Genomic DNA, 24,101 nt, shown 5'->3' with positions numbered 1-24,101 from the left:
GAGTTGCGGGCGGCGTAACTTCAGGGCCCGTCAGGGCTGCCGGTATGGGGCCCTTACAGGGCCGGTGCAAACCACCGGCTCAGCCGGTGGTTCTGATTTGCGGGCGTTACCCGCGCGCTCTGCGCCGGCGGGCGGCGAGGAGCATAAGGAGCAAGAGCGCCGGGGAGAACCCCCAGCCCGCGTTGCATTCCCCTCCGGAACCGGAGAATATCGCTTCCGGGAGCAGGCATGGAAGGACCGATCGCCTTCACGGCGGTGGATACCGCGGCGGTGACGGCGCATTCGGATCCCCGCCTCACGGCCTTGCGCCCCCTCGGCAGAGCGAACGTCATGTCCTTGCACGTCCTCTTCGCCACCTGAACACCCACATCCACGAGCCGTATTGGCGGAAGTCCACAACGGCGCGATTCAGCACCGCCTGAAGGGTGCAGCTCGCGTGATCCCGACTGCTGCCATTGGCTTCGCCGCTGGCCTTCTCCCGTCTCGATTCGCACCCGTGCCCCGGCGGGGGGACCGCAAACTGCTGGAAACTTTATCTTTGCGCCTGGCGGGTGCGGGGGTAATTGCATGAAGCCTGTGCTTGACCCATGTTAAAGATTTGATCTGTTGGCTTGAGGGTTGGTGCCGGTCGGCATGCGTTGCCCCCCCCCCGTCCCGACGGGGCGTCCGGTATAATGAGAGCGCGGAAGCGGGCCTTACCGGGGCGTGTTCTGTGAGCTTTCGGAACATCGGCGCCGGGCAAAAAGATAGAAGGACGCTTTTGCGTTAAAATGTCCTTCCGGGACGGGGCGACAATCCCCTGGAACAGGGGCGTTTTCGGATCGTCTTGTCCGGGGGATCGGGGCGATGAGAAGGGAAGTGACGTTGTGGTGAAGAAATTGGGGATCGTTGTCCTGTCCGGCCTCCTTTCCATGGCGGGCTGTGCCTGGGGAGCGGGGGAAACCGCGTTTCGGATGACGCCGGAGGCGGCCGCCCTGCTGAAGGAGCGGGGATCTGTCGGGTATCTGTATTGGGGGGCCTATCGGGACTGCTGAGGGGAGGGCGAATCCATTCTCGTCGAGAGTGGCGCACCGGATTTTTCCGAGAACTCCAAGCTGTCCTATGCCAGGACAAAGGGCGAGTACGTGAGGGCCGAACACGACGGCATCACCCTCTACATCCGTTCGGACATGCGGTTCGAGGGGGGCGTGCCCCTGGTCGACCGCAGGGATTACCGAGGGATTCCCTACCTGCTCGTCAGAAACGCTTTGGACGATTGAGCGCAAACTTGCAAAGCGATCGGGGCGCCGAACCGGCGCCCCGATCGCTTTGCAAGTCCGTTCCCTCAGCCCAGGAGAGCGGGAAATACGGCCTGTCCCAGGGTGATGGCGATCCAGTTTCCGATGACGTACCCCCAGACCCCCACCAGCATGGCGGGAAGCACCAGGTCGTCCCATCCCTTGCTGATCGCCATGGCCGCGGCGGTCGTCGGGCCGCCGATCGTGGCGTTGGAGGAGACCAGCAGCTCCTCCAGGTTGAATCCGAAGAGCTTGCCGACCAGCAGCGTAACGACCATGTTCACGAGCACCACGAACGCGCAGAAGAGCAGGATGATCGGGCTCTGGAGGAAGATGGCCCGCACCGAGGCCGGCGTGCCGATCACCACCAGGAAGATGTAGATCAGGAAGGTTCCGATCTCCTGAGAGCCCCTCGCCTCCTCGAAGAACCTGGGGCACAGCGTGACGGCCACCACGGTCAGCGTCGTGACGACGAAGTATTTGCTGCCGAGGATGCCCCGCAGGGCGGCCGGCAGGGACGGGTGCGCGCCCATCCAGCCCGCCAGCTTGACGGAGACCGCCACCAGGATGAACCCCGCGGCCACGACCTTGGCGATGTCCAGCAGGGCGATCTCCTTGCGGCCCCAGTAACTTGCGGCGCGGTTTTCCCCCTCCCTCAGCCCCTCGTTGGCGGCCTTCTCGTAGGGGTGCTCGTAGTGCCTGCGGAAGAACAGAAGGCTGGGGATCGCCAGGAGCACGAAGAAGTAGAGCGCCATGTTCAGGTTGTCCGCCACGATGGAGGCGTTGATGACGTTCTGCGACGCCTGGAACTGGGTGGACATGGCGACGAAGTTGACCGTGCCGCCGATGTAGCTGCCCGTGATCATGGCGGCGACCTGCAGGGCCTCCGGCATCCAGCGCCCGAAGAAGAGCAGCCCCAGGATGCTGCCGACGACCGTTCCGATTGCGGCGATGTGGAAGGCGAGGAAGGTCCTCCCGCTCTCCAGCCAGATCTTCCGCAGGTTGGCCTTGAAGAGCATGATCGGCACCGCCAGCAGGACCACGTAGCCCCAGATGGTGTCGTACACGGGGCTGTCCGTGGGGATCACCCCCAGGTTCGCCAGGACCAGCGCACCCAGAAGCGCGATGATCGCCCCGCTGACCTTCGCGGCCCACCGATACCGCTGCTCCAGATAGATGCTCACCGCCGCCCAACCGACGATGATGGCCCAGAGCGACCAGATGTCGTCCGCCTTGATCCAGGTCTCCATAACCCAACAACCCCTTCCAACGGATGTCCCCGGCGCGGCAGCGCCGGGGTAGTGCAACGAGATTCCCTCAGTAGCCAAGGCCCTCCAGCCACCCCAGCACGCCCCTGGTCATCTCCCAACGCTGTGCGGAGAAGGCATGGTCCCCCGGGACGATGCGCTCGCAGACCTCCGCCCCCGCCCTCCTCAGAAGGTCCGCCAGGGGCCGCTGGTGCGTCTCCACGGGGACGGCTTCGTCCTCCGCGGCCCCCAGCAACAGGATGCGCTTGCCCCCGCAGGACAGCGCGTCGTGACGCAGATCGAACTCCTCCGGCCTCCAGAGGAGTTCGTTCCAAAGCGCGGCCCGGGTCGTTCCCTCCAGGCACCCCGCACCGGCCAGCAGCCTGTCGAGCCGTTCCTTGAGCGCGGCGTCGGCTCGGCTCTTCTCCACGTCCAGCCCGATGTTCCAGACCCCGATGAGCCCCACGTCGCGCAGCTCCGGCAGGGCGGCCGCGGCCCGCAGAGCCGAGAAGGCCCCCATGCTGAATCCGATCGGGACGACGGTGGCTCCGTCGAACCGTTCCGGCAGGGGCAGCTTGCGGCGCAGGATGTGGCGCGTCATGTTGGCGACGTCCCGTACCGTCCCGGCGAAGGTGAAGGCGCCCCGGCTGCCCCACGCCCCCCGATAGGAGAAGACGACGACGTTGAACCCCGCACGGCGAAGCTCGTGGGCCAGGTCGCAGTTCTTGTCCAGGCCGGGAAAACCGTGGCACAGGAGGATCGTGGGGTTGGCCGCGCCCTCGGCGTAATAGACGCTGCCGAACAGGACTCCATCCTCCGAGGGACAGGAGAAGCCCGCGATTCCCGGCGGATTTTCACGGTCCCGGACGGGGAGGTCCCGCCCCGGCTCCCGAGCTCTCAAGGCCGCAGGGCGTCAGAGTTCGAAATCGGCGACGAGGGGCGTGTGGTCCGACGGCCTCTCCCAGCCGCGCGGCGCGCGCTCCACGAAGCAGTCGAGCGCCCTCTCCGCCAGGGACGGGGAGGCGAGGATGTGGTCGATCCGCCAGCCGATGTTGCGCTCCAGGGCATTCTTCACCCGATAGTCGAAGAAGGTGTACTCCCCGGCCTCGGGGCGGAAGGTGCGCAGGACATCGGTCAGCCCCTCCGCCGTGTCCGCGAACCTTTCCCGGATGTCCGTATGGAAGCAGACGTGGTCCTTCTTGTTGGCGGGGTTGGTGACGTCGATCTCCGTCGGAGCCACGTTGAGGTCGCCGACCCAGGCGAAGGGCCGCTCCGCCTCGCGCTCCACGATGGTGCGGACCCGCTCCAGAAAGCGTTTCTTCACCTCGTAGTCGGGATGGTCGAGCGCTTTGCCCTGCGGAACGTAGGTGTTCAGGACCGTCAGGTCCCCGAACCGGGTCAGGACGACGCGGGTGGGGAAGCCGGGCTCCTCTCCATCCCCGAAGCCGAACGAGACGTTTTTCAGGGCGTCGCCGTCCCGGGCCGCCACGGCGACGCCGTTATAGGACTTCTCGCCGCAAAAGCGGACCCCATACCCCAGGGCCTCGAAGGCCGCGACGGGGAAGTCGGCGTCCACGGCCTTGGTCTCCTGGAGGAACAGGAGGTCGACCCCCCCCTCGGGCAGCCAGCGTTCCAGAACGGGCAGGCGGCTTCGGACGGAGTTTACGTTGAAGGTCGCCAGCCGGAGCCTCCGCTTCATCACAGGGCCCTCTCTCCGGCCTGCTGTCGCAGGACGCGGCGCAGGATCTTGCCCGTACCGGAAAGGGGGAACGAGTCCACGAACTCCACGCTCCGGGGCACCTTGAAGTGGGCCAGACGCTCCTTGGCGAACTTCACCAGCTCGCGGTCCGTCACCGCCGAGCCCTCCCTGCGCTGGACGAAGGCCTTGGCGATCTCTCCGCTGACAGGGTGCGGCATGCCGACGACGATCGCGGTCTGGACGTCCGGGTGCTCCGTCAGCACCTTCTCGACCTCCTGGGGATAGACGTTGAACCCCCCGACGATGATGATGTCCGTCACGCGGTCGAGGATCCGGATGTAGCCGTCCTCGATGCGCACGTAGTCGCCCGTGTTGAACCAGTCGCCGTCGAACCGCTCCGCCGTGAGCTCGGGGGCGCGGAAATACCCCTTCGTCACCGAGGGGCCGCGCACCCAGAGCACGCCCTCGTCCTCATCGGTCCTCTGCCCCTCGCGGGTGCGCAGGTGCCACTCGTACCCGCCGATGAAGGGCCCGACGGTACCGGCGCGATGCGTCTCGTAGCTCCGGTTGACCGCGACGACGGGCGAGGTCTCGGTCAGGCCGTACCCCTCCATGACGTCCTTGCCGACGAGGCGCAGGGCGTGCTCGTGCAGGTTGGGGCTCAGGCGGTCGCCTCCCGAGATCATCAGCTTTGTCCGGCCCAGGGCCTCCCCGGGGAAGGCGCCGCGCTCCACCGCGCCGAGGAGGTAGGAGAAGATGGCCGGGACGGCGAACAGGATGTTGACGGGGGCCTCCAGAATCGCCTTCATCGCGGGCTGCGGGGGCAGGAAGGCGGGGACGATGGCCATACGGGCCCGCATGGTCAGGGGCAGGACCGTCGAAACGGTGTAGCCGAAGGAGTGGAAGTTCGGCAGGACGTTCAGGAAGACGTCGCCGGGCTCCAGCCCCTCCACGGCCTCCCAGGTCTGCCGACAGTTGTCCACGAGATTGGTGTGGGTCAGAGGCACGGCCTTGGGCAGCCCCGTCGTCCCGGAAGTGGCGAAGATCACGGCCAGGTCCCGGGACTCCGGCTTTCCGGGGACGCCCTTGAAGGACGGCAGCGGCCCCTCCGGCGGGCAGACCGCGCAGGCAATCCCCTTCTCCTGAAGAAACTGTCCCACCTCCGCCTTGACGGAGTCGGAGAGGACCACCGCGAAGGGCTCGATCAGGTCGAGCGTCCCTTGCAGCGACAGCATCCCTGCCGCGACGTTCAGCGGGCAGAACGCCCCGCCGAGGCGCCAGACGGCCAGCGACAGGGCCGGGATGATCGGGCAGTTCTTCATCATCACGACGAGCCGCTGCCCCTCCGTGAATCCGGCGTCGGACAGCGCCCTCTCGCAGGCGTCCGCCAGGCGCAGGAAGTCCGCGCCGCTGTACCACGCTCCCTCCCACCAGTAGCAGGGATCGTCCTTGTGGGCAAGGACGGTTTCATCGATGATCGCTTCAAGCCTTTGAGTCATGCGTTGCCTCCTGGACAGAAATTTTGCGCCGCTCGCCCTCATGTTTTTCCCCGGTGCGCTCCCTTTCCCTCAGCACCCGGCGCAGGACCTTGCCGGTGCTGGAGAGGGGCAGGCTTTCGACGAACTCCACCTTGCGGGGCACCTTGTAGTGGGCGAGCCGCTCCTTACAGTAACGGACGAGCTCCGGCTCCGAGACCTCGGCTTCGGGCTTCCTGAGGACGAAGGCCTTGGGAACCTCTCCGCTGATGTCGTTGGGCGTCCCCACCACCACGGCGGTCTGAACCGCGGGGTGCGCGGACAGAATTGCCTCGACCTCCTGGGGATAGACGTTGAATCCGCCGACGATCACGATGTCCGTCATCCGGTCGAGGATGCGGATGTTGCCGTCCTCGATGCGCACGTAGTCGCCCGTGTTGAACCAGCCGTCGTCGAACCGCTCCCGATTCAGCTCCGGGGCGCGGTAGTACCCGGATGTGACGCTCGGACCGCGCACCCACAGGATTCCCTCGTCGCCCTCCGCCAGAGTTCCGGATTCGGTCCGGAGCTGAATTTCGAAGCCCCTCAGCGGGGTCCCGACCGTGCCGAGCCTGCGGACCGTCTCGTTGCGGTTGACGGCCATGACCGGCGAGCACTCCGTGATGCCGTAGCCCTCCAGAACCCCGACGCCGAAGGCCTCCCGCACCCTGGGGTCCATGTGCTCGTTGTAGCGGTCCCCGCCCGTCACCAGGAGCCTGACCCCGTGCAGCCTCTGCCCCGACCGTTCGAGCAAGGCGGTCAGAAAGCCCAGCATCGTCGGGACGAGCAGCAGGACGTCGGCCGGGGCCTCCCGAATGGCGCGCAGGGTGTTCTGGGGGGGCATGAAGCCGGGGACGATCGCCTGAGCGCCGTCGATGAAGAAGGGCAGGATCGTCCCGACCGTGAAGCCGAAGGCGTGAAAGTTCGGGAGCACGTTGAGCAGGACGCTGTCCGGACCGAGTCCGTCCAGTCCCGTCATGCAGGCCCTGCAGTTGTCGATGAGGTTTCCGTGGGTGATGGGCACGGCCTTGGGCATTCCGGTCGTGCCGGAGGTGGAGAAGATGACGGCCAGGTCCTCGGAGTCCGCTCGGGTGGGAGCAGCGGAAAAAGCGGGCGGAGGACCTTCGGGTGAACAGACCACGATCGGACGGCCGAGCTCCTCCAGCAGTCCGGCGCCGTCCCTGCGGACCTCCTCGGAGACGACGACGGCAAAGGGGTCGAGCAGGGACAGAGTCCGGATCAGGGAGGTCCTCCCCGATTTCTCGTTCAGCGGGCAGAGGATCCCGCCGAGCCGCCAAGCCGCCAGCGCCAGGGCCGGGACCATGGGGGAGTTGGGCATCAGAAGCGCCAGCCTCTGCCCCTTGCGGAACCCGGCGGAACGCAGGGTATCCGTGCAGGCGTCGGCCAGGCCTCCGAAATCCGATCGGGAGCGCCACGCTCCTTTCCACCAGAGACACCGGGCACCGGGCTCCTTTCGGATATGGTTCTCGATGATGGCGTTCAGTCTTTCGGACATGGGGCGTCTCCTTTCCGGAACGAATCGAGATGCTGCAGCCGCACCGTAAAGGCAAAACGGAGGGGGATGGCGGCATTTATTTTTTGATGGACGAACAAATTATATAATACGATGGAAGGGATGGGGGAGGACAGCAGGGGGATCGGCGGCGAAAAAATCGCGGAAGGGCAAACAAGTCCCCCGCCGCGGGAACCCAGCGACCCCGTGGCACCCGAAGAACACCCCTTACTGCTGCTCCCTTCCGGGCCTGACAGGGTTCGTGGGTCTTCGCCGCACAGGACTGAGCCCCCGCGTCGGGGGACGTGATACTGCGCGATCAGTATACAGGAGCGGCGGGCTTTTTTCAAACGGCCGGGCCTTTCTCCTTACCGCCTTAAACACCGGATACCACGCCGCGATGCCCCCCGTGGCGCGCTCGGAAGCCATGCCGGTGTTCCCGACCCGGCCATATCTCTGGCCGGGGTAGGACGAACGCCGCCGGGGTCGCCGTCTCGTTGATCTGATTCCGATGCCGCTGCACCATCCCTTATCCTGCCATAAAGGGCACTCTTGCTGTTGTAACGCATCGTCCTTGTCGATACCCCCTGCTCGCGATAAAATGTAGCTACATTATTCAAGGGAGGGGTTGCCATGAAGACGGATTCCGTAATTCGGGCACGTATCGATTCGGACGTCAAACACAAGGCGGACGCCGTATTTGCCCGCCGCGGCGTGTCGGCCAGTGCGGTCATCCGTGCGTTCTTCTCGACGGTTGCCGAGACCGGAGCACTCCCGGTCGAGCTGAACGTCCCCAACGAGGAGACGGCCACGGCCATTCGGGATGGCCGTGCCGGGCTTGGGGTGCGTCGTTTCGACAACGCGGCCTCGATGTTCGCCGCGCTTGACGGGGAGGATGGGGAGTGACCCGATCCATCCTGACGACGAGGGCCTTCAGGAAGGACTACAAGCGTTCTTCCCGTTCCGGGGCCTGCGATATGGAGCTCCTTCAGTCCGTTATCGACCTTCTGTCCCGGGACGACCCCCTGCCGGATTCTCATAGAGAGCACTCCTTGGTCGGGGAGTGGGCGGGCTGCCTGGAGTGTCACGTCGCTCCGGACTGGCTGCTTGTCTACGAGCGGGACGAGGAAACCTTGACCCTCTATCGCCTTGGCAGTCATGCCGAACTCTTCGGCTGAAACGCGTACCCCCCGCGCCCCATCTGTTTGTTCTTGTACCAGTCCAGGCTGGAGGGAGCTGAGCGTTCGGTGTGATGCTGTCGCCCCGTACCTGGGGGCTCCGGCCGAATGCCCTGCAATCATGCCCGCAACCAGACCGCCCGTGCTGGACCGAAAGGGCCGCCGTGCGATGACGATGCGATGAAACATGACTAGACCTATAAGTAATGAGTCCTAAGACCTATTTTGTTTTTCCGGCTCATCCTGTAACATTTGTCACGATGATTGCGCGTATTGCGCAATATCGCCTAAGTAGGGTTCCAAGGTTCGCCGGGGATTCCCGAGGCAGGAAAGCGAGGTGCGGATACCCCCTGTTGCCATCAAGGACGAGGCGGATTTGAGGAAGGCGCGGAAGATCCCGAGGGAGTATGCAGTCCCGATGGGGGACGGAAAAAGGAAACAAGGTCACTTTTTCGTGTGCCCCCCTGAAGGCCTTCCAGGACGAACGAAGGATTCGGAAGCGCAGTATCGAGGTCGAGTTTTCGACGCATATTGACAAACCAATAAGGGGGTAACACAGTAATGAAAAAGTTTGCAGCACTTGTTGCAGTTGCGGTTCTTTTCGCTTTTGCCGCTCCCGTTTTCGCGGCCACGAACCCGTTCATGGACGTTCCCATGAACCACTGGGCCTATGACGCGATCGGTCAGCTGGCCGCTCACGGCGTTCTTTCCGGCTATCCCGACGGCACCTACAAGGGCAAGCAGCCCACCACCCGCTACGAGATGGCCTCCGCTCTGGCCCGCGCCCTTGCGGTCGTCGACATGACGAAGGCCAGCAAGCAGGACGTCGAGATGCTGAAGAAGCTGGTCCTGGAGTTCAAGGACGAGCTGGATGCCCTGGGCGTGAAGGTGGACAACCTCGACAAGAGGGTTTCCGTCATCGAGGATCGCCTTGGCGGCTGGAAGCTGAGCGGTTCGCTTCGTCTGGACATCAGGAATGAGGACAACGACGCTCCTGTTTCCGACGGCAGCTCCAGGGTCACGCGTTCCCGTTTGATCTTCGAGCGTTGGTTCGGCGAGGACGAGAGCATGAAGTTCGTTGGGCGTCTGGACGGTCTGGATGCCGGGTGGACGCGCTTCTATGCCGAGATCCCCTTCTTCTGGGATTCCAAGCTGACCGCGGGCCGCTTCGTGTGGGATCTGGAGGACGAGTACTACCTTGGCGGCGCGACGGACTTCAGCGCCACGGGCGGTTTCTACGGGCTGGACTCCTATCTGACCGACCGCAGGACGGATGGTCTGGGCTGGGAGAAGTCTTTCGGCATGGGTGGCGTTTACGCCTATGTGGCTCATCCGAACCTCTTCGATATGGACTTGAACAGGGACGGTACTGTTGATGCCATCGGCGCTTGGGGTGCTTGGGAGCTCTTCCTGATGGGCAAGCTCCAGTTCACGGAGCAGCTGGGCTTCGACCTTGGCGTTCAGGCCTTCCTTGGAGACAACGCCGAGGATCCTGCGGTGGGTTTGAGCTTTGACAACATGTGGACGGCCTTTGCGGGGCTTCGCTTCAACTTCAACGACAACATCGCCCTGAAGGGACTTTTCTACCACCAGCAGGCCAACGTGGACGTTCTGGTCGGCGGAAATTGGGTCGATGCCGATCTGGACAGCACCAACGCTTGGAAGGCCGTTGTCGACGTGAAGCAGGATCTGCTGAAGTTCACCAGCCTGTGGCTGGAGTACGGCCAGATCGATAGGGGCTTCGTCGTTCCCACGGGGACGGAAGAAGTTGTTTTCTCGCAGGTCGATTTGGGCAACATCCTTATGGATGACCTGAAGTACTGGCGCGTCGGTGCGGGCCAGGTCTGGAACGACAAGTGGGCCACCCACCTCTTCTACTACAACTACGACTTCGATCTTGCGCTTGAGGACTTCAAGGAGTACGGCTTGGGCGTTCAGTACACCTACAACCCCAACGTCAAGTTCGGCCTGAACTACGTCAAGGTCGACTGGGACAATGCCGACGACGACGATGTGATTCGTTTCCGCACGCAGGTGTCCTTCTAGTTCCCAACGCACTCAATGCACCATCGGGAGGGGCTTCGGCCCCTCCTCTTTTTTTGTCTTTTTTCCTGATATAATCGAACGCAAACAAAAGGTGAACCGCACTGCCGTCGCCGAGGGCGAGGAGGGACGAACTTGACCGGAAAGGCTAAGGACACCCTTTTTTGGCTGGGGGTTTTGGTGTGCGTCCTCCTGGCCGGTTTCGCCGCGCTGCATTTTTTGCTGGGCTATTCGTTGGTGGACAGCCTTTTCTATACGCTGACCACCCTGACCACGGTGGGGTACGGCGAGCCGCCGGGCTTGAATGAGGGCGGAAAGCTCTTCATGTCGCTTTTGATGTTTGCGGGGATCGGCGTCGTGGGGATCTCCCTGGCGAAGCTGGCGGAGTATTTCTTTATGGGAAGCGTTCTGGAGGCCCTTGGGCGCAGGAGGGACCACATGCTGGACAGGCTGAACGACCATTGGATCATCTGCGGGGTGGGGCAGGTCGGGCGGAAGGTTGCCGAACACTTCAGCGAGGGCGGCGTCGCCTTTGTCGGGATCGATAGCGACCCCGAGGCGGATGCGGCCGCTCGGGCACATCGCTGGACGATGATCCTGGGGGATGCGACGGAGGAGGAGATTCTGCTTCAGGCCGGCCTGATGCGCGCCTGCGGGATGATCGTCTGTATGAGCAACGATGCGGACAACGTCTACACCGTCCTTACCGCCCGCGCCCATAACCGAACGATGCGCATCGTTGCCCGGTCCAGCAGCGAGCAGTCCACCACCACGCTCTACCGGGCTGGGGCCGACCGCGTCATCAACCCCGTGCAGACGGGAGCCTCGGCCCTGGCCTGGGCCTCGCTGAAGCCCAACGTTTCGGACTTCTTCGACCTTGTGGACGTGCACGGCCATTTCCGCCTGAGTTTCGACACGGCGGTGATAGGGGAGAACAGCCCTCTGAGGGGGGTCAGGCTCCGGGACTCGGAGCTGAGGAGCCGTTTCGAGGCCATGGTGGTCGCCATTCTGCACCACAACGGGGTGTCCGTCTACAATCCTCCGGCCGACGAGGTGCTCGAGGAGGGGGACGAGCTTCTGATGCTTTGCCCCAAGGAGAGGATGGAGGCCTTTCGGGAGATGAACCGAGGCGGAGCGGAGCCGACATTCTCCACCTCGGACTTGCCCACCTAGAGGATTGTACGGGAACGGCGGCAGCTCCGTATGTTTCGGAGTTGCCGCCGTTCCCGTACAATCCTACGCTACATGCAGGAATACCAGGCGAAGGGCGGGAGCAGGAAGACGGTCAGGACGGCGCCCAGAACGCGCGACGCCAGCCAGAAGGGCGAGACGCAGAGGAGCTCCCTCAGGAACGTGTTCTCCATGATGGATCGGGGCCTGGCGAGGACGGCAAAAAGGCTTGCCGCGGCGCTCAGGACGACCGCCGTCATCGCCGCGGTCGGCAAGTAGGCCTTCAGGTCTCCCTTCCCCCAGTCGATCAGAAGCCCGAGGGCCGTGTTGAACGTACCCTTGTCCGGGATGGGCATGATGAAGGCCAGTGCCCCGATGAGGGAGGGGATCACGAACTTGAGGATCTGTCCGGTCGTGTACCCCGCCGTTTTGCCGTTTTCCATCTCTTCGTCTCCTCCTTATCGGTCGCTTTTGCCTCGCTGTCCGGCAAACGAAGTCCAGGCCCTTGCCAGCCTTTCCACACCCTCCTTCATGTGTTCCGGGGGGAGCTTGGCGTAGGAGAGCCGGAAGGCCCGATCCCCCATGGAGGCCCCTTCAGGGAAAAAGGCGTTCCCCGGGACCACGCCGATCTTTTCGCGTCTCACCGCATAGCGTGCGAAGGCTTCCGAGTGAAAATCCTTCATTTCCTCGGGCGCCTGGGCCCAGATGAAGAAGCCCCCGCCCGGACGGTTCGTCCGGAGACCGAGAGGGGCCAGACGCCGTTCGATCAAGTCCAGCATCCTGTCGCGTCGGGAGCGATACTCGCTTCGAAGGCCCTCCACGTATTTTTCGAAGTCCAGGGACCGCATCAGGTACAGGAGCGCCCTTTGGAGCAGAAGAGCCGGCCCCAGGCCGTCGCAGACGGCCAGTGCCAGGAAGGCCTCCTTCAGGGCGGGGGGGACGACGGCCCATCCGATGCGGATGCCCGGCGCGACGATCTTGGAGAACGAGTTGCAGTGGATGACGCGCCGGTCGTTGCCCGCCAGCTTCAGGTAGCTTGTCGGGGCCGGGCCGTCATAGCCCAGGTAGTGGTAGGGATCGTCCTCCAGAATGGCGACGTCGTGTCGCCGAAGGATCTCCAGGATGTGCCGCCTGCGCGCCAGGGTGGTCGTGCAGCCGCTGGGGTTCTGAAAATTTGGGATCGTGTAGAGAAAGCGGGCCTCCCGCAGGGCGGGTATCCGTTCCAGCTCCTCGGGGAGGATTCCGTCCGCATCCGAGGGGACCGGGATGCAGACCGCCCCCTGCCGGCGGAGGGCAAGGAGGCTGTCGCTGTAGGTCGGCCCCTCCACCAGCACGACCGAGCCCTCGTCCACCAGGGCCTCTACGGCGAGGCTGATGGCTCCTCCGGCTCCGTGCGTGATGAGGATGTCCTCCGCCTGCACCCAGTCCGGGGCCATGTCGTCCAGCTTCATGCGTTCGAGGAGCCAGGTTCTCAGGTCCAGGTCCCCAAGCTCGTCGTGGTGATAGCCCCAGATCCCGGGGTCCGCGAACGCCCTCTCGGCCGCAGCCTGGAAGGAGGTCTTGGGAATGGTGCCGTCCGAGGGTTCGCCCGCGCCGAACGACAACGCGGCATGAGCCTGAACCAGAGTGGAGATCTCGCTGATCGGAGAGAACGTCAGCCTCTCCCTGGCCATGATGCTGAGTTGCCGCCGAAAGTCGAACCCGTGTTCCTCCATAGCCGATGCCCTCCAACAAGACAAAAGTATCTTCGTTCCTTTTCCGTTTGCTGCTATCGCAAGGGGCGAGGCAAGGTCGGCCGAGTATGCGGACGGCCTCGGAATCGGAATAAAGTTTCCCTATCATAACATCCATGGACTGTTTCGGCCAGAGAGTTTTGCTGCGCTCGGGACAAAGGGACGAATCGGCTCCCAGGGGACGAGGCGGCCAGCCTCGTCCCCTGGGAGCCGATTCGTTCGCCGTCGGGAATGCCGCTACTGTCCCAAAGCCTTGTTCAGCCAGTCGATGGCCAGTTTGGCGGCGTCCATGGTCCCGTCGTCCCAACGGCGCATCCAGAAGGAGTAGAGCCAGCCCTCGACGGACGCATCCCCTTCGTAAAGGAACAGCGAACCGTCCTGGAGCTCGGCATCCATAGCGGCCGTATAATAGGGCTTGTCCCCGATCTCCGGAAAACCTGCGAGATGGAAGATCGTCCCCCCATCCAGGGAGGGATAGCCCCCTCGGTGAAGTATTTTCTGAAACTTCTTCTGCCAGTCCGCCGTGCCGACCACGGCCTCGTAGTAGCGCGGCAATTCCTTGAGGACGGGCTGAAGCTCGAGGGGCTTCACGATCCGCTCGACGGCGTTTTCGACGAGCTTGTCCGGCGTGGGAAATCCGTCCCGACACAGAAAAGCGACGAGGGGGCCCACCTGAGTGCGAAGGGCGTAACTCTCCCCCTCGGGCCCGGAGGAATCGGCCGTCTGAAGCAGCCGGGCGATGCGAAGCTTGGCCCGGAACAGTCCCATGAAGCGTGCGTCCTGAGCCGCAGCCTCGTTCGCCAGCTTGAGGTTGTCGTCGCTCAGCTTTAGGGAGCTGGCGGCCTCGAGGTAACCGTTCAGGTCGTCGGGCGTGAGGCTCTCGGCAGGTTGGGGACCGCAAAGCGCGAGAGCGGCGGCGAGGAACAGCGCAAGAAAGGGCAAAGTCGTCTTCTTCAATTGCAGGACATCCTTTCGCGGGTCAGATTTTTAAAAAAGCACGGAAACAGTATAAAAAATCGGAGCGTAAGAGCAAGGGTGGTTTTTCCCCTCCTCCGCTCCCCTTATCGGAAGTACTCGAACAGATACCCCAGAGGGAGGCCGTCGACGCGGGCGCGGCGGAAACGTTCGTAAAGCCGCCGCTTGCCGTCCTCGAGAGCGGGCGAGCGGATGCCCGTGCTGATGGATACGGAGGCCTCGATGTAGGCGGCCAGCTTGTCGCAGACCTCGATGAGACGGCCGTCCATGGGGTTGTAGCGGTCCCGGTTCAGCTCCGGAGGAATGTCCCCCTCGTGGCGCTGGATGGGATCGATCTGCCCCTCCTGCCAGGTCTTGTTGGCGAACTCCTCCTCCGTATACCAGCGCAGTTCCCTGTGCCAGTGTTCGGGAAGGAGGGGAAAGATGCGCTCCTCCATCGCCTCCTTTTCGTAGCGGTGGATCATGTCGTCGAGCCCCTCGACGGAGGCCTTGACGGGAGAGATGATGTCCCGCGTCAGCACCTCCGGAAGGTCGTGGAAGAGCCCCCCGAAGAAATTGTTGTAGATTCTCCTGGGGCAGGCCTCGATCTCGTGCGAGATCATCCAGGCGACGAGCGCGACGAAGAGAAGGTGTCCCAGGACGGAGGTTTGGGGCGTGCGCGAGGTCTGGGCCCAGCGCCGCTGGAAGGTCAGCTGCCCCACCAGGGAGACGAAGCCCCAGAGCCTCGACTTTGCCGGATCCGTCAGCATCTCCCGGGCGACCGGCAGGTCGATGCGGGAGACCTGCTCCTGGATCTCGCGCCGCGTCCGGTCGATGCCGTACATGTTGGCGCTCCAGTGGAGGATGAAATCGAACTCCCATTGGGTGGCGATGCAGTGGGCCGCACGCAGGATGCTCCGCTCCGGCCCCACGGCGTCCGAACGGTGATAGGCGCGGAAACGGCGGGCCATCTCGGGGGAAAAGGCCGTGAGGTCGGGCTCCAGTCTGTTGTAGACCCATTCGCCCATCTGCTCCCGGGTGGCGCGGTCCTGCATCAGCTTGTGAAAGACCGGAGGCCGGATGTCCGTGACGACGACGCGGTAGAGAAACTCGAAGATTCCGCCCTCGATCAGAGCGTTCCAGTCGACGGCGCTCCCGGCGTCCTCCTGGGCCTTGCCCAGAACCCAGGCGGCCACCATCTTGTGGGCCTGTTTGCCCAGCTCGGTAAAGACGGCCGGGTGCGGGTGGTCGTTCCACCGGGCGATGCTCGCCGCCTCGAAGATCTGCTCCAGCAGGGGGCGCGTGATCATGTCCGGGCCTCGTGAATCTGGCGGACGATGCGGGCGGCCAGATAGCCGGCGCTCAGTCCGTTGTCGATGTTCACGACGCTCACCCCCATGGCGCAGGAGTTGAGCATGGTCAGCAGGGGGGCGATTCCGCCCAGGTTGACCCCGTAGCCCGTGCTGGTGGGGACGGCGACCACCGGGCAGCTCACCAGTCCTGCGACGACGGTCGGCAGCGCGCCCTCCATGCCCGCGACGGCCACGATCGCCCGCGCCCGGCGCAGCTCGTCCAGGTGGGCCAGCAGCCGATGCAGGCCCGCGACCCCGACGTCGTAAAGACGCGTCGGGGCACAGCCCATGTACTCGGCGGTCAGGGCGGCCTCCTCGGCCACGGGCACGTCGCTGCTGCCCGCGGAGACGACGGCGACGCCCTCGTAGTGCTCCGACTCCCTGCGCCGGAGCCCGGAGAGGCGCGCCGTCGCATGGTGGACCACGTCCGGAAGCTCGGCGGCGACCACCGCGTGCTGCTCGGGAGAGATGCGCGAGAACAGCACGTTCTCCGTGCCGTCCCCGAACGCCCGGGCGATGGCCCGCAGCTGGTCGTCGCTTTTGCCGGGACAATAGACGATCTCGGAGAACCCGGTGCGCGCCAGGCGGTCGGTGTCCAGCTTCACCTCGCTTCCGAGCCTGCTGAAAGGACGGGCCCCGACGCCCCTGAATGGATCGGTGCCGTCGAGATGTGTTTTTTTCGTGTTCTGACCTTCATCCACGTGAATCCCTACTTTTCGAGTCTGCCCCCGGAGGGGGAATGTGCCCGTTCCGTCCGATCGGAGCGGGGGTGGAGGGCCGAGTGCGCCTCCTCGACGAGCGTTTCGATGTCGATGGGGGGAGCCTCCGCGCCTCGGGTGAGCCAGCAGAGGAACTCCATGTTCCCCTCGGGCCCGAGGATCGGCGACCACGTCAGGCCGGAGGGGCAAAGGCGCGTGTTCCGGGCGACGAAGTCCGTCGTCTCCCTCAGGATGGCGGCGTGCACCGCGGGGTCCCGAACCACGCCGCCCCGCCCCAACCGCTCGCGTCCCGCCTCGAACTGAGGTTTGACGAGAAACAGGGCGGAGCCGTCATCGGACAGGATGGCGTCGGCCGCCGGCAGGATGAGGGTGAGCGAGATGAACGAGGCGTCGCAGACGACGAGGTCGATCGGGTCGCCGAAGTCGTCGGGAGCCAGGTTTCGTGCGTTGGTGCGGTCCCTGACGACGACTCGCGGATCCGAGGCCAGCCTCCAGTGCAGCTGGCCGTAGCCGACGTCTACGGCATAAACCCTGCGTGCCCCCCGGTCCAGCAGCACGTCCGTGAACCCCCCGGTCGAGGCGCCGATGTCGACGCAGACACGCCCCTCCGCCTTCAGCGGAAAGACCTCGAAGGCCTTCAGGAGCTTGTGGGCGCCCCGGCTTGCCCAGCGCGGCACATCCGCGACCTCCAGGCGGCAGTCGGGGGACAGGAGGGTCCCGGCCTTGGTTACGGTCCCTCCGTCGACGCGCACCTTGCCCGCCATGATCAGGGCCTGAGCCCTCGTCCGCGTCTCCACGAGCCCGCGGTCGACGAGCAGCCTGTCCAGGCGCTCCTTCGCTCGCATTCTCGTGTCAGGCCGTGTGGGCCTGAACGGAGAGCCGGGGCCTGCAGGCCGCCAGGATGTTCTCGGCGGTCAGGCCGTAGAGCTCCCGCTGTTCGGGGATGGTCGCGTGCGGGACGCAGACGTCGGGCACCCCGAAACGACGCAGCATCGTGGGGGTTCCGGTCTCGGCGATCCTTGCGGCGACGGCCTCGCCGACTCCTCCATGGAGGTAGGCCTCCTCGGCGACGGCGATCAGGGGGAAGCGCCCCAGAATCTCGTCCATCGCCTCCGTATCCAGGGGCTTGAGCCGACGGATGTCGACCACCGCGGGGGCGGGAAGCCCCGCGGCCGCGGCCCGTTCCCGGACCTCCAGCAGGATGTGGACGGTGACGCCGTGGCCCAACAGGGCCCACTCCGTACCGTTGCGGATCTGGACCGTCCCCAGCGATTCGTGTCCGGCGCAGAGGTCGTTCCGGATGGGCAGCCCCCCCCGCGGGTAGCGGATGAGGGTCGGGCCGTTCCGCCCCGCGGCATGGCTCATCATCTGGCGCAGCGAGGCCTCGTCGGCGGGGGCGTAGACCTCCAGGTTCGGGATGGCGCGGGACCAGGAGACGTCCAGCAGCCCCTGATGCGTGTCGCCGTCCGAGCCGACCAGGCCGGCACGGTCGACCATCAGCACCACCGGAAGGTTCTGGAGGGCGATGTCGTGGGTCAGCTGGTCCATGGCACGCTGAAGGAAGGTGGAGTAGATGAAGACCCAGGGCCTCATCCCGCCTGCGGCCATGCCTGCCGCCAGGGTCAGCATGTGGCTCTCGGCGATCCCGACGTCGAAGAATCGCTCGGGGAACTGGGTTCGGAAGGACTCCAGCTTCACCCCCGTCGCCATCGCGGCGGTGAGGCAGACGATGCGGGGGTCGGCCCCAGCCAGCTGCTCCGTCACGGCGGAGGCGGCCTCGCTCCAGGTCCTTGCCTTGGGCTGTTCGGCCTCGGCGCGCGGCGGCATCTGGTGGTACTTCGTGGGGTTCTCCTCGGCCTCGGGCATGCCCTTGCCCTTGACCGTGTTGAAATGCAGAAGGACGGGGCGGTCGTAGCCCTTGGCCAGCTCGAAGATCATCTCGCAGGCCGGTATGTCGTGGCCGTCGAAGGGCCCCCAGTAGTTGATGTCCAGGTCGTCGAATATGTTGCTGGGCTTCACCAGCGCCTTGATCTGGGCGTGGATGCCCTCGAGGCTCCGCTGAAGGGCGCCGCCGGCGGGCAGGGCACGGCAGCATTCCTTGATGGCCGATTTGACCTTGTTGTAGGAGGTGCTGGCCGAGAGGCGCGCCAGCATGGTGGCGAACCCGCCTACGCGGGGACTGATGGAGTGTTTGTTGTCGTTCAGCACGATGATGAGGCGCGTCCGGGTCTCCTTGATGTGGTTCAGCGCCTCGAAGGCCAGACCGTTGATCAGCGCGGCGTCCCCGGTGAAGGCCACGACGTGGTGGTCCTGGCCCAGCAGGTCGCGCGCCTTGGCGTAGCCCAGCGCCGCGGATATGGACGTGCTGCTGTGCCCCGTGTTGAAGTGGTCGCAGGGGCTCTCCGAGCGTCGGGGAAAACCGCAGATCCCGTCCTTCAGCCGGAGCGAATCGAAACGGCCCGCCCGGTCGGTGAGGAGCTTGTAGGGGTAGACCTGGTGTCCCACGTCGAAGACGATACGGTCGCGGACGGGGTCGAAACGGCGCAGCAGCGCGATGGTCAGCTCCACGGCCCCGAGGGAGGACCCCAGGTGCCCGCCGTTTTCCCTCACGGTCCTTATGACGCGTTCGCGAACCTCCCCGGCCAGGGCCGGAAGGTCCCCCGGCTCCATTTTCAAAAGATCCGCGTGCCGAAAGTTCGCATCCAGAAAAGTCATGTCTGTGCCCGTCTCCAAAATCGGTTTTTGCCGCCGTGAAGGGAACGGCGACATGTGCCCATTATATAGGAAGCCGGTCAAAAACAAAGAAATCTGTCGAGATTCACGAATTCTACTCAACGGGGCCTTGCGGAGGCCGGAACGCGGACGCGTCTCCATGGGACGTGAAGAAGAGGCGCGCCTTCGAGAAGTGAAGGGACGCCTCTTCTTTCGCTTTTCGCTTTTATGGCGAGAATCAGGCGAAGTAGACGTAAAGTACGCTGTGTCCCAGGTAGATCCCTACCCCGATCAGCACCACGCCGCAGACGAAGTTCAGGACGCGCAGGGTGGTCTGCCCCCGTTCGCTCTGGAGCCATCCGGACGCGAGCTGGGCGAAGGTTCCGGCCGCCACGAGCACCGCGCTGTAACCCAGCGCGTAGGCGGCGATCAGGCCGAAGGAGAAGGCGAGGCCCCGCGAGGCCTGAGCCGCGGCCAGCGACAGTACCGGGGTGATGTAGGCGATGCTGCACGGCCCGATGGCGAGCCCCGAGACGACGCCCAGGATCAGGGCGCCCCACAGTCCGCGGCGCTCGGTGGAGCCGCCTCCCCCGAACGAGAAGAACTTGAAGTGCACCAGTCCCGTCAGGTGGAGCCCCATCAGGATGAAGACGACGGCAACGAAGAGGGTCAGAAAACGCTCGTTGCCGCCCAGAAGAAGGCCGAAGCTCGAGGTGACGAATCCCACCAGCATCAGATTCAGCACGATTCCGCTGCAGAAGGCGCACGAGATCTTGAAGGCCTCCCAGCGGCTGGGGTTGTCCGTGTTCTCGATGTAGCCGACGACCAGAGGGATGGCGGCGATGCCGCAGGGGCTCAGGATGACGCTCGCCACCCCCCACAGGAAGGCGCCCGCCCACTGGAGGGGGCCGCTCGAGTACATCGCGGAGAAGATGGCGTCAAGCATTATTCGATGGTGACACCCGCCTCTTTGAAGATGCTCAGCACCTGATCCAGGCTGCGGTAGCCGACCTCCTGCCTGAGGACCTTACCCTCGGCGTCGATGAAGAGAAGGGTGGGGACGTAGCGCACGTTGTGCTCCCGGGCCACTTCGGGATGCTGATTGACATCCACCTTCTCGGCCACCAGCTTGCCCGCGTACTTTTCGTTGATCTCGTCCAAGACCTTGGACATCTGCACACAGGCGGGTCAGGTGGGGGTCGACAGGGACCTCAGGGTCGGCAGCTTCTTGGACTCGGCGTGCGCCGGCGCAAGCATGACGGCCAGAAGGGCGACGGACAACAAAACCATCTTCATTTCAGAACACATCCTTTCCATAACCGATAACAAGAATCGCAACTCCGAAATAGCGCGACGAGGCAATGCTACAGGACTCCTAAGGCTTTGGCAAGTGAGAGCTCTTACGGATTTTTGCATACGAAATATGAAGGAGGCGACAACGAGTGTCCGTGGCCAAATCGCAAATTGACATACTCCCACGAATAAATTCGTGGGATTCTAAGATCGACAAAGACAGCCGGCCGAAGCCGGTCTTACGTCTTCTCTCTTAAGAGTGGATGCCCCCACTCTCTGGATATTTTTCGCGGCGTTTATGTCGCGATCATGGACAGCACTGCATATCGGACATTGCCAGCTTCGCATGGACAAAGGCAGCTCCGCAAGCGCATATCCGCATTTTGAGCAGGTTTTGCTTGATGGATAGAATCTGTCGATCTTCAGAAGTCGGGAACCGTTCTTAAAGCATTCCCAGCTCAGGATATTCAGAAAGGCGGCATGTCCGAGATCGGATATTTTCCGCCCCCAAAGTCGCTGCATTGCCTTCAAGTTTAAGTCTTCGACGACGACAGGGACATATTCTCGCGCCAGTGCCAGCGCCGTCTTGAAGTGAAAGTCCCTGCGCTGGTTTGCCGTTCTGCGATGTGCACGAGCCAATGCAAGGCGAGCCTTACTGCGATTGTTGCTCCCAGGCTTTTTCCTGCTGAGCTTTCGGGACAGGTCCTTCAGGAGCTTCGCGTTGCGCTTGAAGAACAAATGGCTTTGGATATATTCCCCTTTCGACGTTGTGAGGAAGGTCTTGAGCCCGAAGTCGAGGCCGACGATTTCACCCGATCTGACCTCTATTGGGACTTCCCCTTCCTCTACGACAAAAAAGAGCCACAGGTCGCCGACAGAGTCGCGTTTCACCGTGACAGTCTTAACTTTCCCTGCAACCTCTCGGGATTTGAAGTATTTGTACTCCTTGCCCATGATGACAACGCGGTTCTTCGGGAGCAGTTTCCATCCCGCTTGTTTCAACGTGAAGGAGCGATACTTTTTTACAGCCCTGAAGTTCGGCGGCGCAGTCTTAAGTCCGTGTTTCAGGTTACGAAAAAATGATCTGTAGGCTCGGTCAATCCTCTGGGCAATATCCTGAATAGCCTGAGAGCCCAATGTGCTCCAGAACGCAAAGCGCTTCGTTTTCTTGAGTTTTGTGATGTGAAGTTGGATGCGCGTGATGTTTAAGCTCTTCTGATAACGGTGATAATACCTGCGGTGCAGGGCAATGAGGTGATTCCAGATGCACCCGGCAACGTCGATCGTTCGGTGCAGCCGTCTGTGCTTCTTTGACTGATAGAGCTTAAAAACGTAGGTTCTCACTTATTCTTTTGCTCCTCAATGTATTTAAGCACTGTTTTTTCAGAGATATGACCTACGGATTAATAGTACGAACGCGTCCAAAGGGAAGGCATCTTCAAGAGATGGGGAAATTCTGAACGCAAAAAACGCGAAGTGTAGCCCTTAAACTGCTGAACTACATAGTGTGGTGCGTTTACAGGTTTTGTTTTGATGAAAAGATGAACATGATCCGGCATGATCTCCAATCTTTCAATAGATACGCCGATTTCTTCGGCCTTCTCATACAGAAGCCCCTTCAGTCTGCTTTCCACGTCACCTACCAACACCCTGCGCCTGTATTTAGGACACCAGATGAGGTGGTAGCCAATATTAAAAACACACGTTTTAGATTGCGTCCATCGTTGTGATGACATAAAAGAAGTTTAACATGAGCGTAGATAATTGACAAAAATCAAAAACAAAGGCGAACGCCGCTCGTTGGCGGCGTTGCGACTTTCATCCCGCGAATAAAGTCACGGGCTTTCCCCTCGCTCTGTCGTAATAGTTGAAGTATTTATGCTTGCTTGGCTCCCGGTAGTTTATCCCGTGATCCTGAACGCCTTATTTTAGGGTATTATAGCATTCATCGGAGAAGGACATCAGGAGGTGAACACGATGCTGAGCGATACAAGCCTAACCTTCATCCGTTCCGTTGCCGAGGAATACGGTGCTGCTCGCGTATGGCTTTTTGGCTCCTGCCTGACAGGACCGGAAGGCGAGGCCAAGGACATTGACCTTGCCGTGGAGGGTTTGTCCTCGAAGGATTATCATGCCTTCTGGGATCGCCTTCTGTGGGCTGATGAGCTTGGGGGGAAGCCCGTTGACGTGATACGCGTGGAAGACAACGGTTTTCTTGTTCCGATTATCCTTGACGAAGGGGCGGAGATCTATGCTGACCGAGAACCACAGAAAATCGCTCTGCATCGTGTTTGAGAAAAGCCGTCGAACCATTTCTGAACTCCAAGCGGCACTTCGAGACACCCCCTGGAGCCTGATGGTACGTGCCGGAGCGGGGATGCTTCTTGGCGATCTTTACATGAGCGTCGAGAACATCCTGCGGCTTTTCATCGAGGGCGTGTACAAGGAGAAGATCCCTAAGGACGAATCCTGGCACAAACGTCTCGTCGATGCAGGAGAGGAGAAGGGCTTGCTTCCGCCGGATATCGAGCCTACACTGAACGGCATGAGGCGCTTCCGTCACCGTCTCACCCACGGCTATGGGATAGAGATGGACGAGGCCCTGCTTCGGGAAAACATCCCCGAGGCGATAAGGGTCTACGAGAAGGTAGAAACGCACATCAAATCCCTGTTCCCGGAGCTGAACGAGCAGCTGTAGTGTAGACTGAAGGTTGTTTTTGGAGCCCCCGAACTGCGTGTCCTCGTTAGGGAACCGACTTCTTGCGTTTCCGATTCCGGCCCCCGGAGCGGCGTATGCCCTTCATGGCTGCCCTGCCGGTTGTCCAGGTTTTCCGTACGGAAACTCCTCTCCAGCGCGAAGGCCCGTGTTTCGGGGCTTCAAAGCTTGTACGGAGTGGGAAACAGATAAGGGCGAACCTGTCGCCCCCAACCATCTTGGCGGTAACAGGGCACCGTAACCGATGGCTGTTCAGCGTGGCAACACAAAGGGCGCGGCACCTTCGAAGATGCCGCGCCCTCCTGGCGAGTCCGTGGAGTCCCGGGGCCACAGCCTCCGGGCGCAGGGGATTTCCTCAAAATTCTCTGCACCCGAAGGCCGCGGTTTTTCGGCTGGCTTACATCGCAGCCTGCGAGAGCATCCAGATTGCCTTGCTGTAGCTTTCGATGGCTTCGTCCATCTTGGCGGAGACGAGGTAGTCGTTGGAGTCGTCGGCCTCCGACTTGATGGCTTTGACGCTGTCCAGCAGGTATTTGAAATCGGCCAAGACGGAGGCGAAAACCACTTTCTCGTCGTTCTCGTAGTTGCCGGGAGCGTCCTTGATTTTTGCATTCTCCGCAAAGCCGGCCATGGTCGAGACCGGGCGATAGCCGACCATCAGCATGGTCTCGGCAACCTCGTCGATCTGATCCCTGATCTGGTCGTAGTACTCCTCAAGCTTGGCGTGGGTCTGAAAAAAGGTGCGCCCCGCGATGTACCAATGGTAACTTTGCAGCTTGTGGTAAAAGAACACGAGGTCCGAGAGCAGTATGTTCATCTTTTTTTCCATTTCAAACATCTCCTTATAATTTAAGTCGTTTTGATTCAGGGCCCCGATGTTTCGGCCCGGCCGTCCCTTTTTCCGCTGCGCGATCTCCTCCTGAAGCTGACGGATACACTCCTTTCCCGAACGACCCCGGCGATCACGAGACAGAGGGCGTC

25 protein-coding genes, 1 other RNA gene and 1 pseudogene are annotated in these 24,101 nt (G+C 62.7%); 9 read left to right on the top strand and 18 right to left on the bottom strand.

Features of this window, described 5'->3' with window-relative positions; translation table 11 throughout:
• Positions 1-228: 228 nt before the first annotated feature.
• The 3 genes from EII26_RS13550 (at position 229) to EII26_RS13545 (ending at position 1,259) form a co-directional block, all read left to right on the top strand.
• Positions 229-360 carry a hypothetical protein gene (locus EII26_RS13550; RefSeq protein ID WP_255415947.1) on the top strand — a complete coding sequence of 44 codons (132 nt, stop codon included), beginning with the start codon at positions 229-231 and terminating at the stop codon, positions 358-360.
• Positions 361-866: 506 nt separating this feature from the next.
• The gene (locus EII26_RS13125) at positions 867-1,034 is read left to right on the top strand and encodes a hypothetical protein (protein WP_158612199.1); all 168 of its coding nucleotides are present in this window, start codon (positions 867-869) and stop codon (positions 1,032-1,034) included.
• 90 nt (positions 1,035-1,124) lie between these two features.
• Positions 1,125-1,259: a hypothetical protein gene (locus EII26_RS13545; RefSeq protein ID WP_255415946.1), complete on the top strand. Its 135-nt coding sequence runs from the start codon at positions 1,125-1,127 to the stop codon at positions 1,257-1,259.
• 65 nt (positions 1,260-1,324) lie between these two features.
• Here EII26_RS13545 and EII26_RS07395 read toward each other — a convergent pair whose 3' ends face one another.
• The 6 genes from EII26_RS07395 to ffs all read right to left on the bottom strand — a co-directional run bounded on the left by EII26_RS07395 (position 1,325) and on the right by ffs (position 7,540).
• Positions 1,325-2,527 (bottom strand): DUF819 family protein, encoded by a 1,203-nt coding sequence (locus tag EII26_RS07395; protein ID WP_124888513.1) that lies wholly within the window; start codon positions 2,525-2,527, stop codon positions 1,325-1,327.
• A 67-nt stretch (positions 2,528-2,594) separates the two neighbouring features.
• Entirely contained in the window at positions 2,595-3,425 is an 831-nt protein-coding gene (locus EII26_RS07390) for an alpha/beta hydrolase family protein (RefSeq protein WP_124888512.1), read from the bottom strand.
• Positions 3,426-3,437: 12 nt separating this feature from the next.
• Positions 3,438-4,223 carry an exodeoxyribonuclease III gene (gene xth, locus EII26_RS07385; protein WP_124888511.1) on the bottom strand — a complete coding sequence of 262 codons (786 nt, stop codon included), beginning with the start codon at positions 4,221-4,223 and terminating at the stop codon, positions 3,438-3,440.
• Complete coding sequence (locus EII26_RS07380) at positions 4,223-5,722, bottom strand: AMP-binding protein (RefSeq protein WP_124888510.1); 1,500 nt, start codon at positions 5,720-5,722, stop codon at positions 4,223-4,225. Before EII26_RS07380 ends, xth begins: the two co-directional genes overlap by 1 nt.
• Positions 5,706-7,253: an AMP-binding protein gene (locus EII26_RS07375; RefSeq protein WP_124888509.1), complete on the bottom strand. Its 1,548-nt coding sequence runs from the start codon at positions 7,251-7,253 to the stop codon at positions 5,706-5,708. Before EII26_RS07375 ends, EII26_RS07380 begins: the two co-directional genes overlap by 17 nt.
• A 187-nt stretch (positions 7,254-7,440) precedes the next feature.
• An RNA gene (ffs, locus tag EII26_RS07370) (signal recognition particle sRNA small type) lies at positions 7,441-7,540 on the bottom strand.
• A gap of 343 nt (positions 7,541-7,883) precedes the next feature.
• Between ffs and EII26_RS07365 the strand changes: the two genes are divergently transcribed.
• From EII26_RS07365 to EII26_RS07350, 4 genes are all read left to right on the top strand, one after another.
• Entirely contained in the window at positions 7,884-8,156 is a 273-nt protein-coding gene (locus EII26_RS07365) for a type II toxin-antitoxin system RelB/DinJ family antitoxin (RefSeq protein WP_124888508.1), read from the top strand.
• Positions 8,153-8,428 (top strand): type II toxin-antitoxin system YafQ family toxin, encoded by a 276-nt coding sequence (locus tag EII26_RS07360; protein ID WP_233572659.1) that lies wholly within the window; start codon positions 8,153-8,155, stop codon positions 8,426-8,428. The genes EII26_RS07365 and EII26_RS07360 overlap by 4 nt, the downstream gene beginning before the upstream one ends.
• Positions 8,429-8,989: 561 nt before the next feature.
• Positions 8,990-10,474, top strand: a complete 1,485-nt coding sequence (locus tag EII26_RS07355; protein ID WP_124888507.1) for an S-layer homology domain-containing protein — start codon at positions 8,990-8,992, stop codon at positions 10,472-10,474.
• Positions 10,475-10,606: 132 nt separating this feature from the next.
• The gene (locus EII26_RS07350; RefSeq protein WP_124888506.1) at positions 10,607-11,644 is read left to right on the top strand and encodes a potassium channel family protein; all 1,038 of its coding nucleotides are present in this window, start codon (positions 10,607-10,609) and stop codon (positions 11,642-11,644) included.
• Positions 11,645-11,712: 68 nt separating this feature from the next.
• Here the strand turns inward: EII26_RS07350 and EII26_RS07345 are convergent, their stop codons facing one another.
• From EII26_RS07345 to tnpA, 11 genes and pseudogenes are all read right to left on the bottom strand, one after another.
• Positions 11,713-12,084: a hypothetical protein gene (locus EII26_RS07345; RefSeq protein WP_124888505.1), complete on the bottom strand. Its 372-nt coding sequence runs from the start codon at positions 12,082-12,084 to the stop codon at positions 11,713-11,715.
• Positions 12,085-12,099: 15 nt separating this feature from the next.
• Complete coding sequence (locus EII26_RS07340) at positions 12,100-13,356, bottom strand: aminotransferase-like domain-containing protein (protein WP_124888504.1); 1,257 nt, start codon at positions 13,354-13,356, stop codon at positions 12,100-12,102.
• 255 nt (positions 13,357-13,611) lie between these two features.
• The gene (locus tag EII26_RS07335) at positions 13,612-14,331 is read right to left on the bottom strand and encodes a hypothetical protein (protein ID WP_124888503.1); all 720 of its coding nucleotides are present in this window, start codon (positions 14,329-14,331) and stop codon (positions 13,612-13,614) included.
• Between the two features lie 104 nt (positions 14,332-14,435).
• The gene (locus EII26_RS07330; protein WP_124888502.1) at positions 14,436-15,638 is read right to left on the bottom strand and encodes an HD domain-containing protein; all 1,203 of its coding nucleotides are present in this window, start codon (positions 15,636-15,638) and stop codon (positions 14,436-14,438) included.
• Complete coding sequence (gene larB, locus EII26_RS07325; RefSeq protein WP_233572658.1) at positions 15,635-16,381, bottom strand: nickel pincer cofactor biosynthesis protein LarB; 747 nt, start codon at positions 16,379-16,381, stop codon at positions 15,635-15,637. Before larB ends, EII26_RS07330 begins: the two co-directional genes overlap by 4 nt.
• An 8-nt stretch (positions 16,382-16,389) precedes the next feature.
• Positions 16,390-17,244, bottom strand: a complete 855-nt coding sequence (locus EII26_RS07320; RefSeq protein WP_124888501.1) for a TlyA family RNA methyltransferase — start codon at positions 17,242-17,244, stop codon at positions 16,390-16,392.
• A gap of 7 nt (positions 17,245-17,251) precedes the next feature.
• The gene (gene dxs / locus EII26_RS07315; RefSeq protein WP_124888500.1) at positions 17,252-19,114 is read right to left on the bottom strand and encodes a 1-deoxy-D-xylulose-5-phosphate synthase; all 1,863 of its coding nucleotides are present in this window, start codon (positions 19,112-19,114) and stop codon (positions 17,252-17,254) included.
• 235 nt (positions 19,115-19,349) lie between these two features.
• Positions 19,350-20,057 (bottom strand): cytochrome c biogenesis CcdA family protein, encoded by a 708-nt coding sequence (locus EII26_RS07310; protein ID WP_124888499.1) that lies wholly within the window; start codon positions 20,055-20,057, stop codon positions 19,350-19,352.
• The gene (locus EII26_RS07305; protein WP_124888498.1) at positions 20,057-20,284 is read right to left on the bottom strand and encodes a thioredoxin family protein; all 228 of its coding nucleotides are present in this window, start codon (positions 20,282-20,284) and stop codon (positions 20,057-20,059) included. Before EII26_RS07305 ends, EII26_RS07310 begins: the two co-directional genes overlap by 1 nt.
• Positions 20,285-20,608: 324 nt before the next feature.
• A complete protein-coding gene (locus EII26_RS07300) occupies positions 20,609-21,748 on the bottom strand; it encodes an RNA-guided endonuclease InsQ/TnpB family protein (protein ID WP_124888497.1) in 1,140 nt (379 codons plus the stop codon).
• Positions 21,745-22,140, bottom strand: a pseudogene (gene tnpA, locus EII26_RS07295) (IS200/IS605 family transposase). The gene EII26_RS07300 and the pseudogene tnpA overlap by 4 nt, the downstream one beginning before the upstream one ends.
• A 241-nt stretch (positions 22,141-22,381) precedes the next feature.
• On the opposite strand from tnpA, the gene EII26_RS07290 reads away from it, so the two are divergent.
• Positions 22,382-22,699, top strand: coding sequence for a nucleotidyltransferase family protein (locus EII26_RS07290; RefSeq protein ID WP_124888496.1), 318 nt, complete (start codon positions 22,382-22,384; stop codon positions 22,697-22,699).
• Positions 22,700-22,760: 61 nt separating this feature from the next.
• Positions 22,761-23,102, top strand: coding sequence for a ribonuclease toxin HepT-like protein (locus EII26_RS07285; protein ID WP_124888495.1), 342 nt, complete (start codon positions 22,761-22,763; stop codon positions 23,100-23,102).
• 415 nt (positions 23,103-23,517) lie between these two features.
• Here the strand turns inward: EII26_RS07285 and EII26_RS07280 are convergent, their stop codons facing one another.
• A complete protein-coding gene (locus tag EII26_RS07280; protein WP_124888494.1) occupies positions 23,518-23,949 on the bottom strand; it encodes a Dps family protein in 432 nt (143 codons plus the stop codon).
• Positions 23,950-24,101 lie beyond the last annotated feature (152 nt).

The organism is Fretibacterium sp. OH1220_COT-178 (genome assembly GCF_003860125.1).
Lineage (GTDB): Bacteria > Synergistota > Synergistia > Synergistales > Aminobacteriaceae > CAJPSE01.
This window is presented reverse-complemented; position numbering and strand designations above follow the sequence as displayed.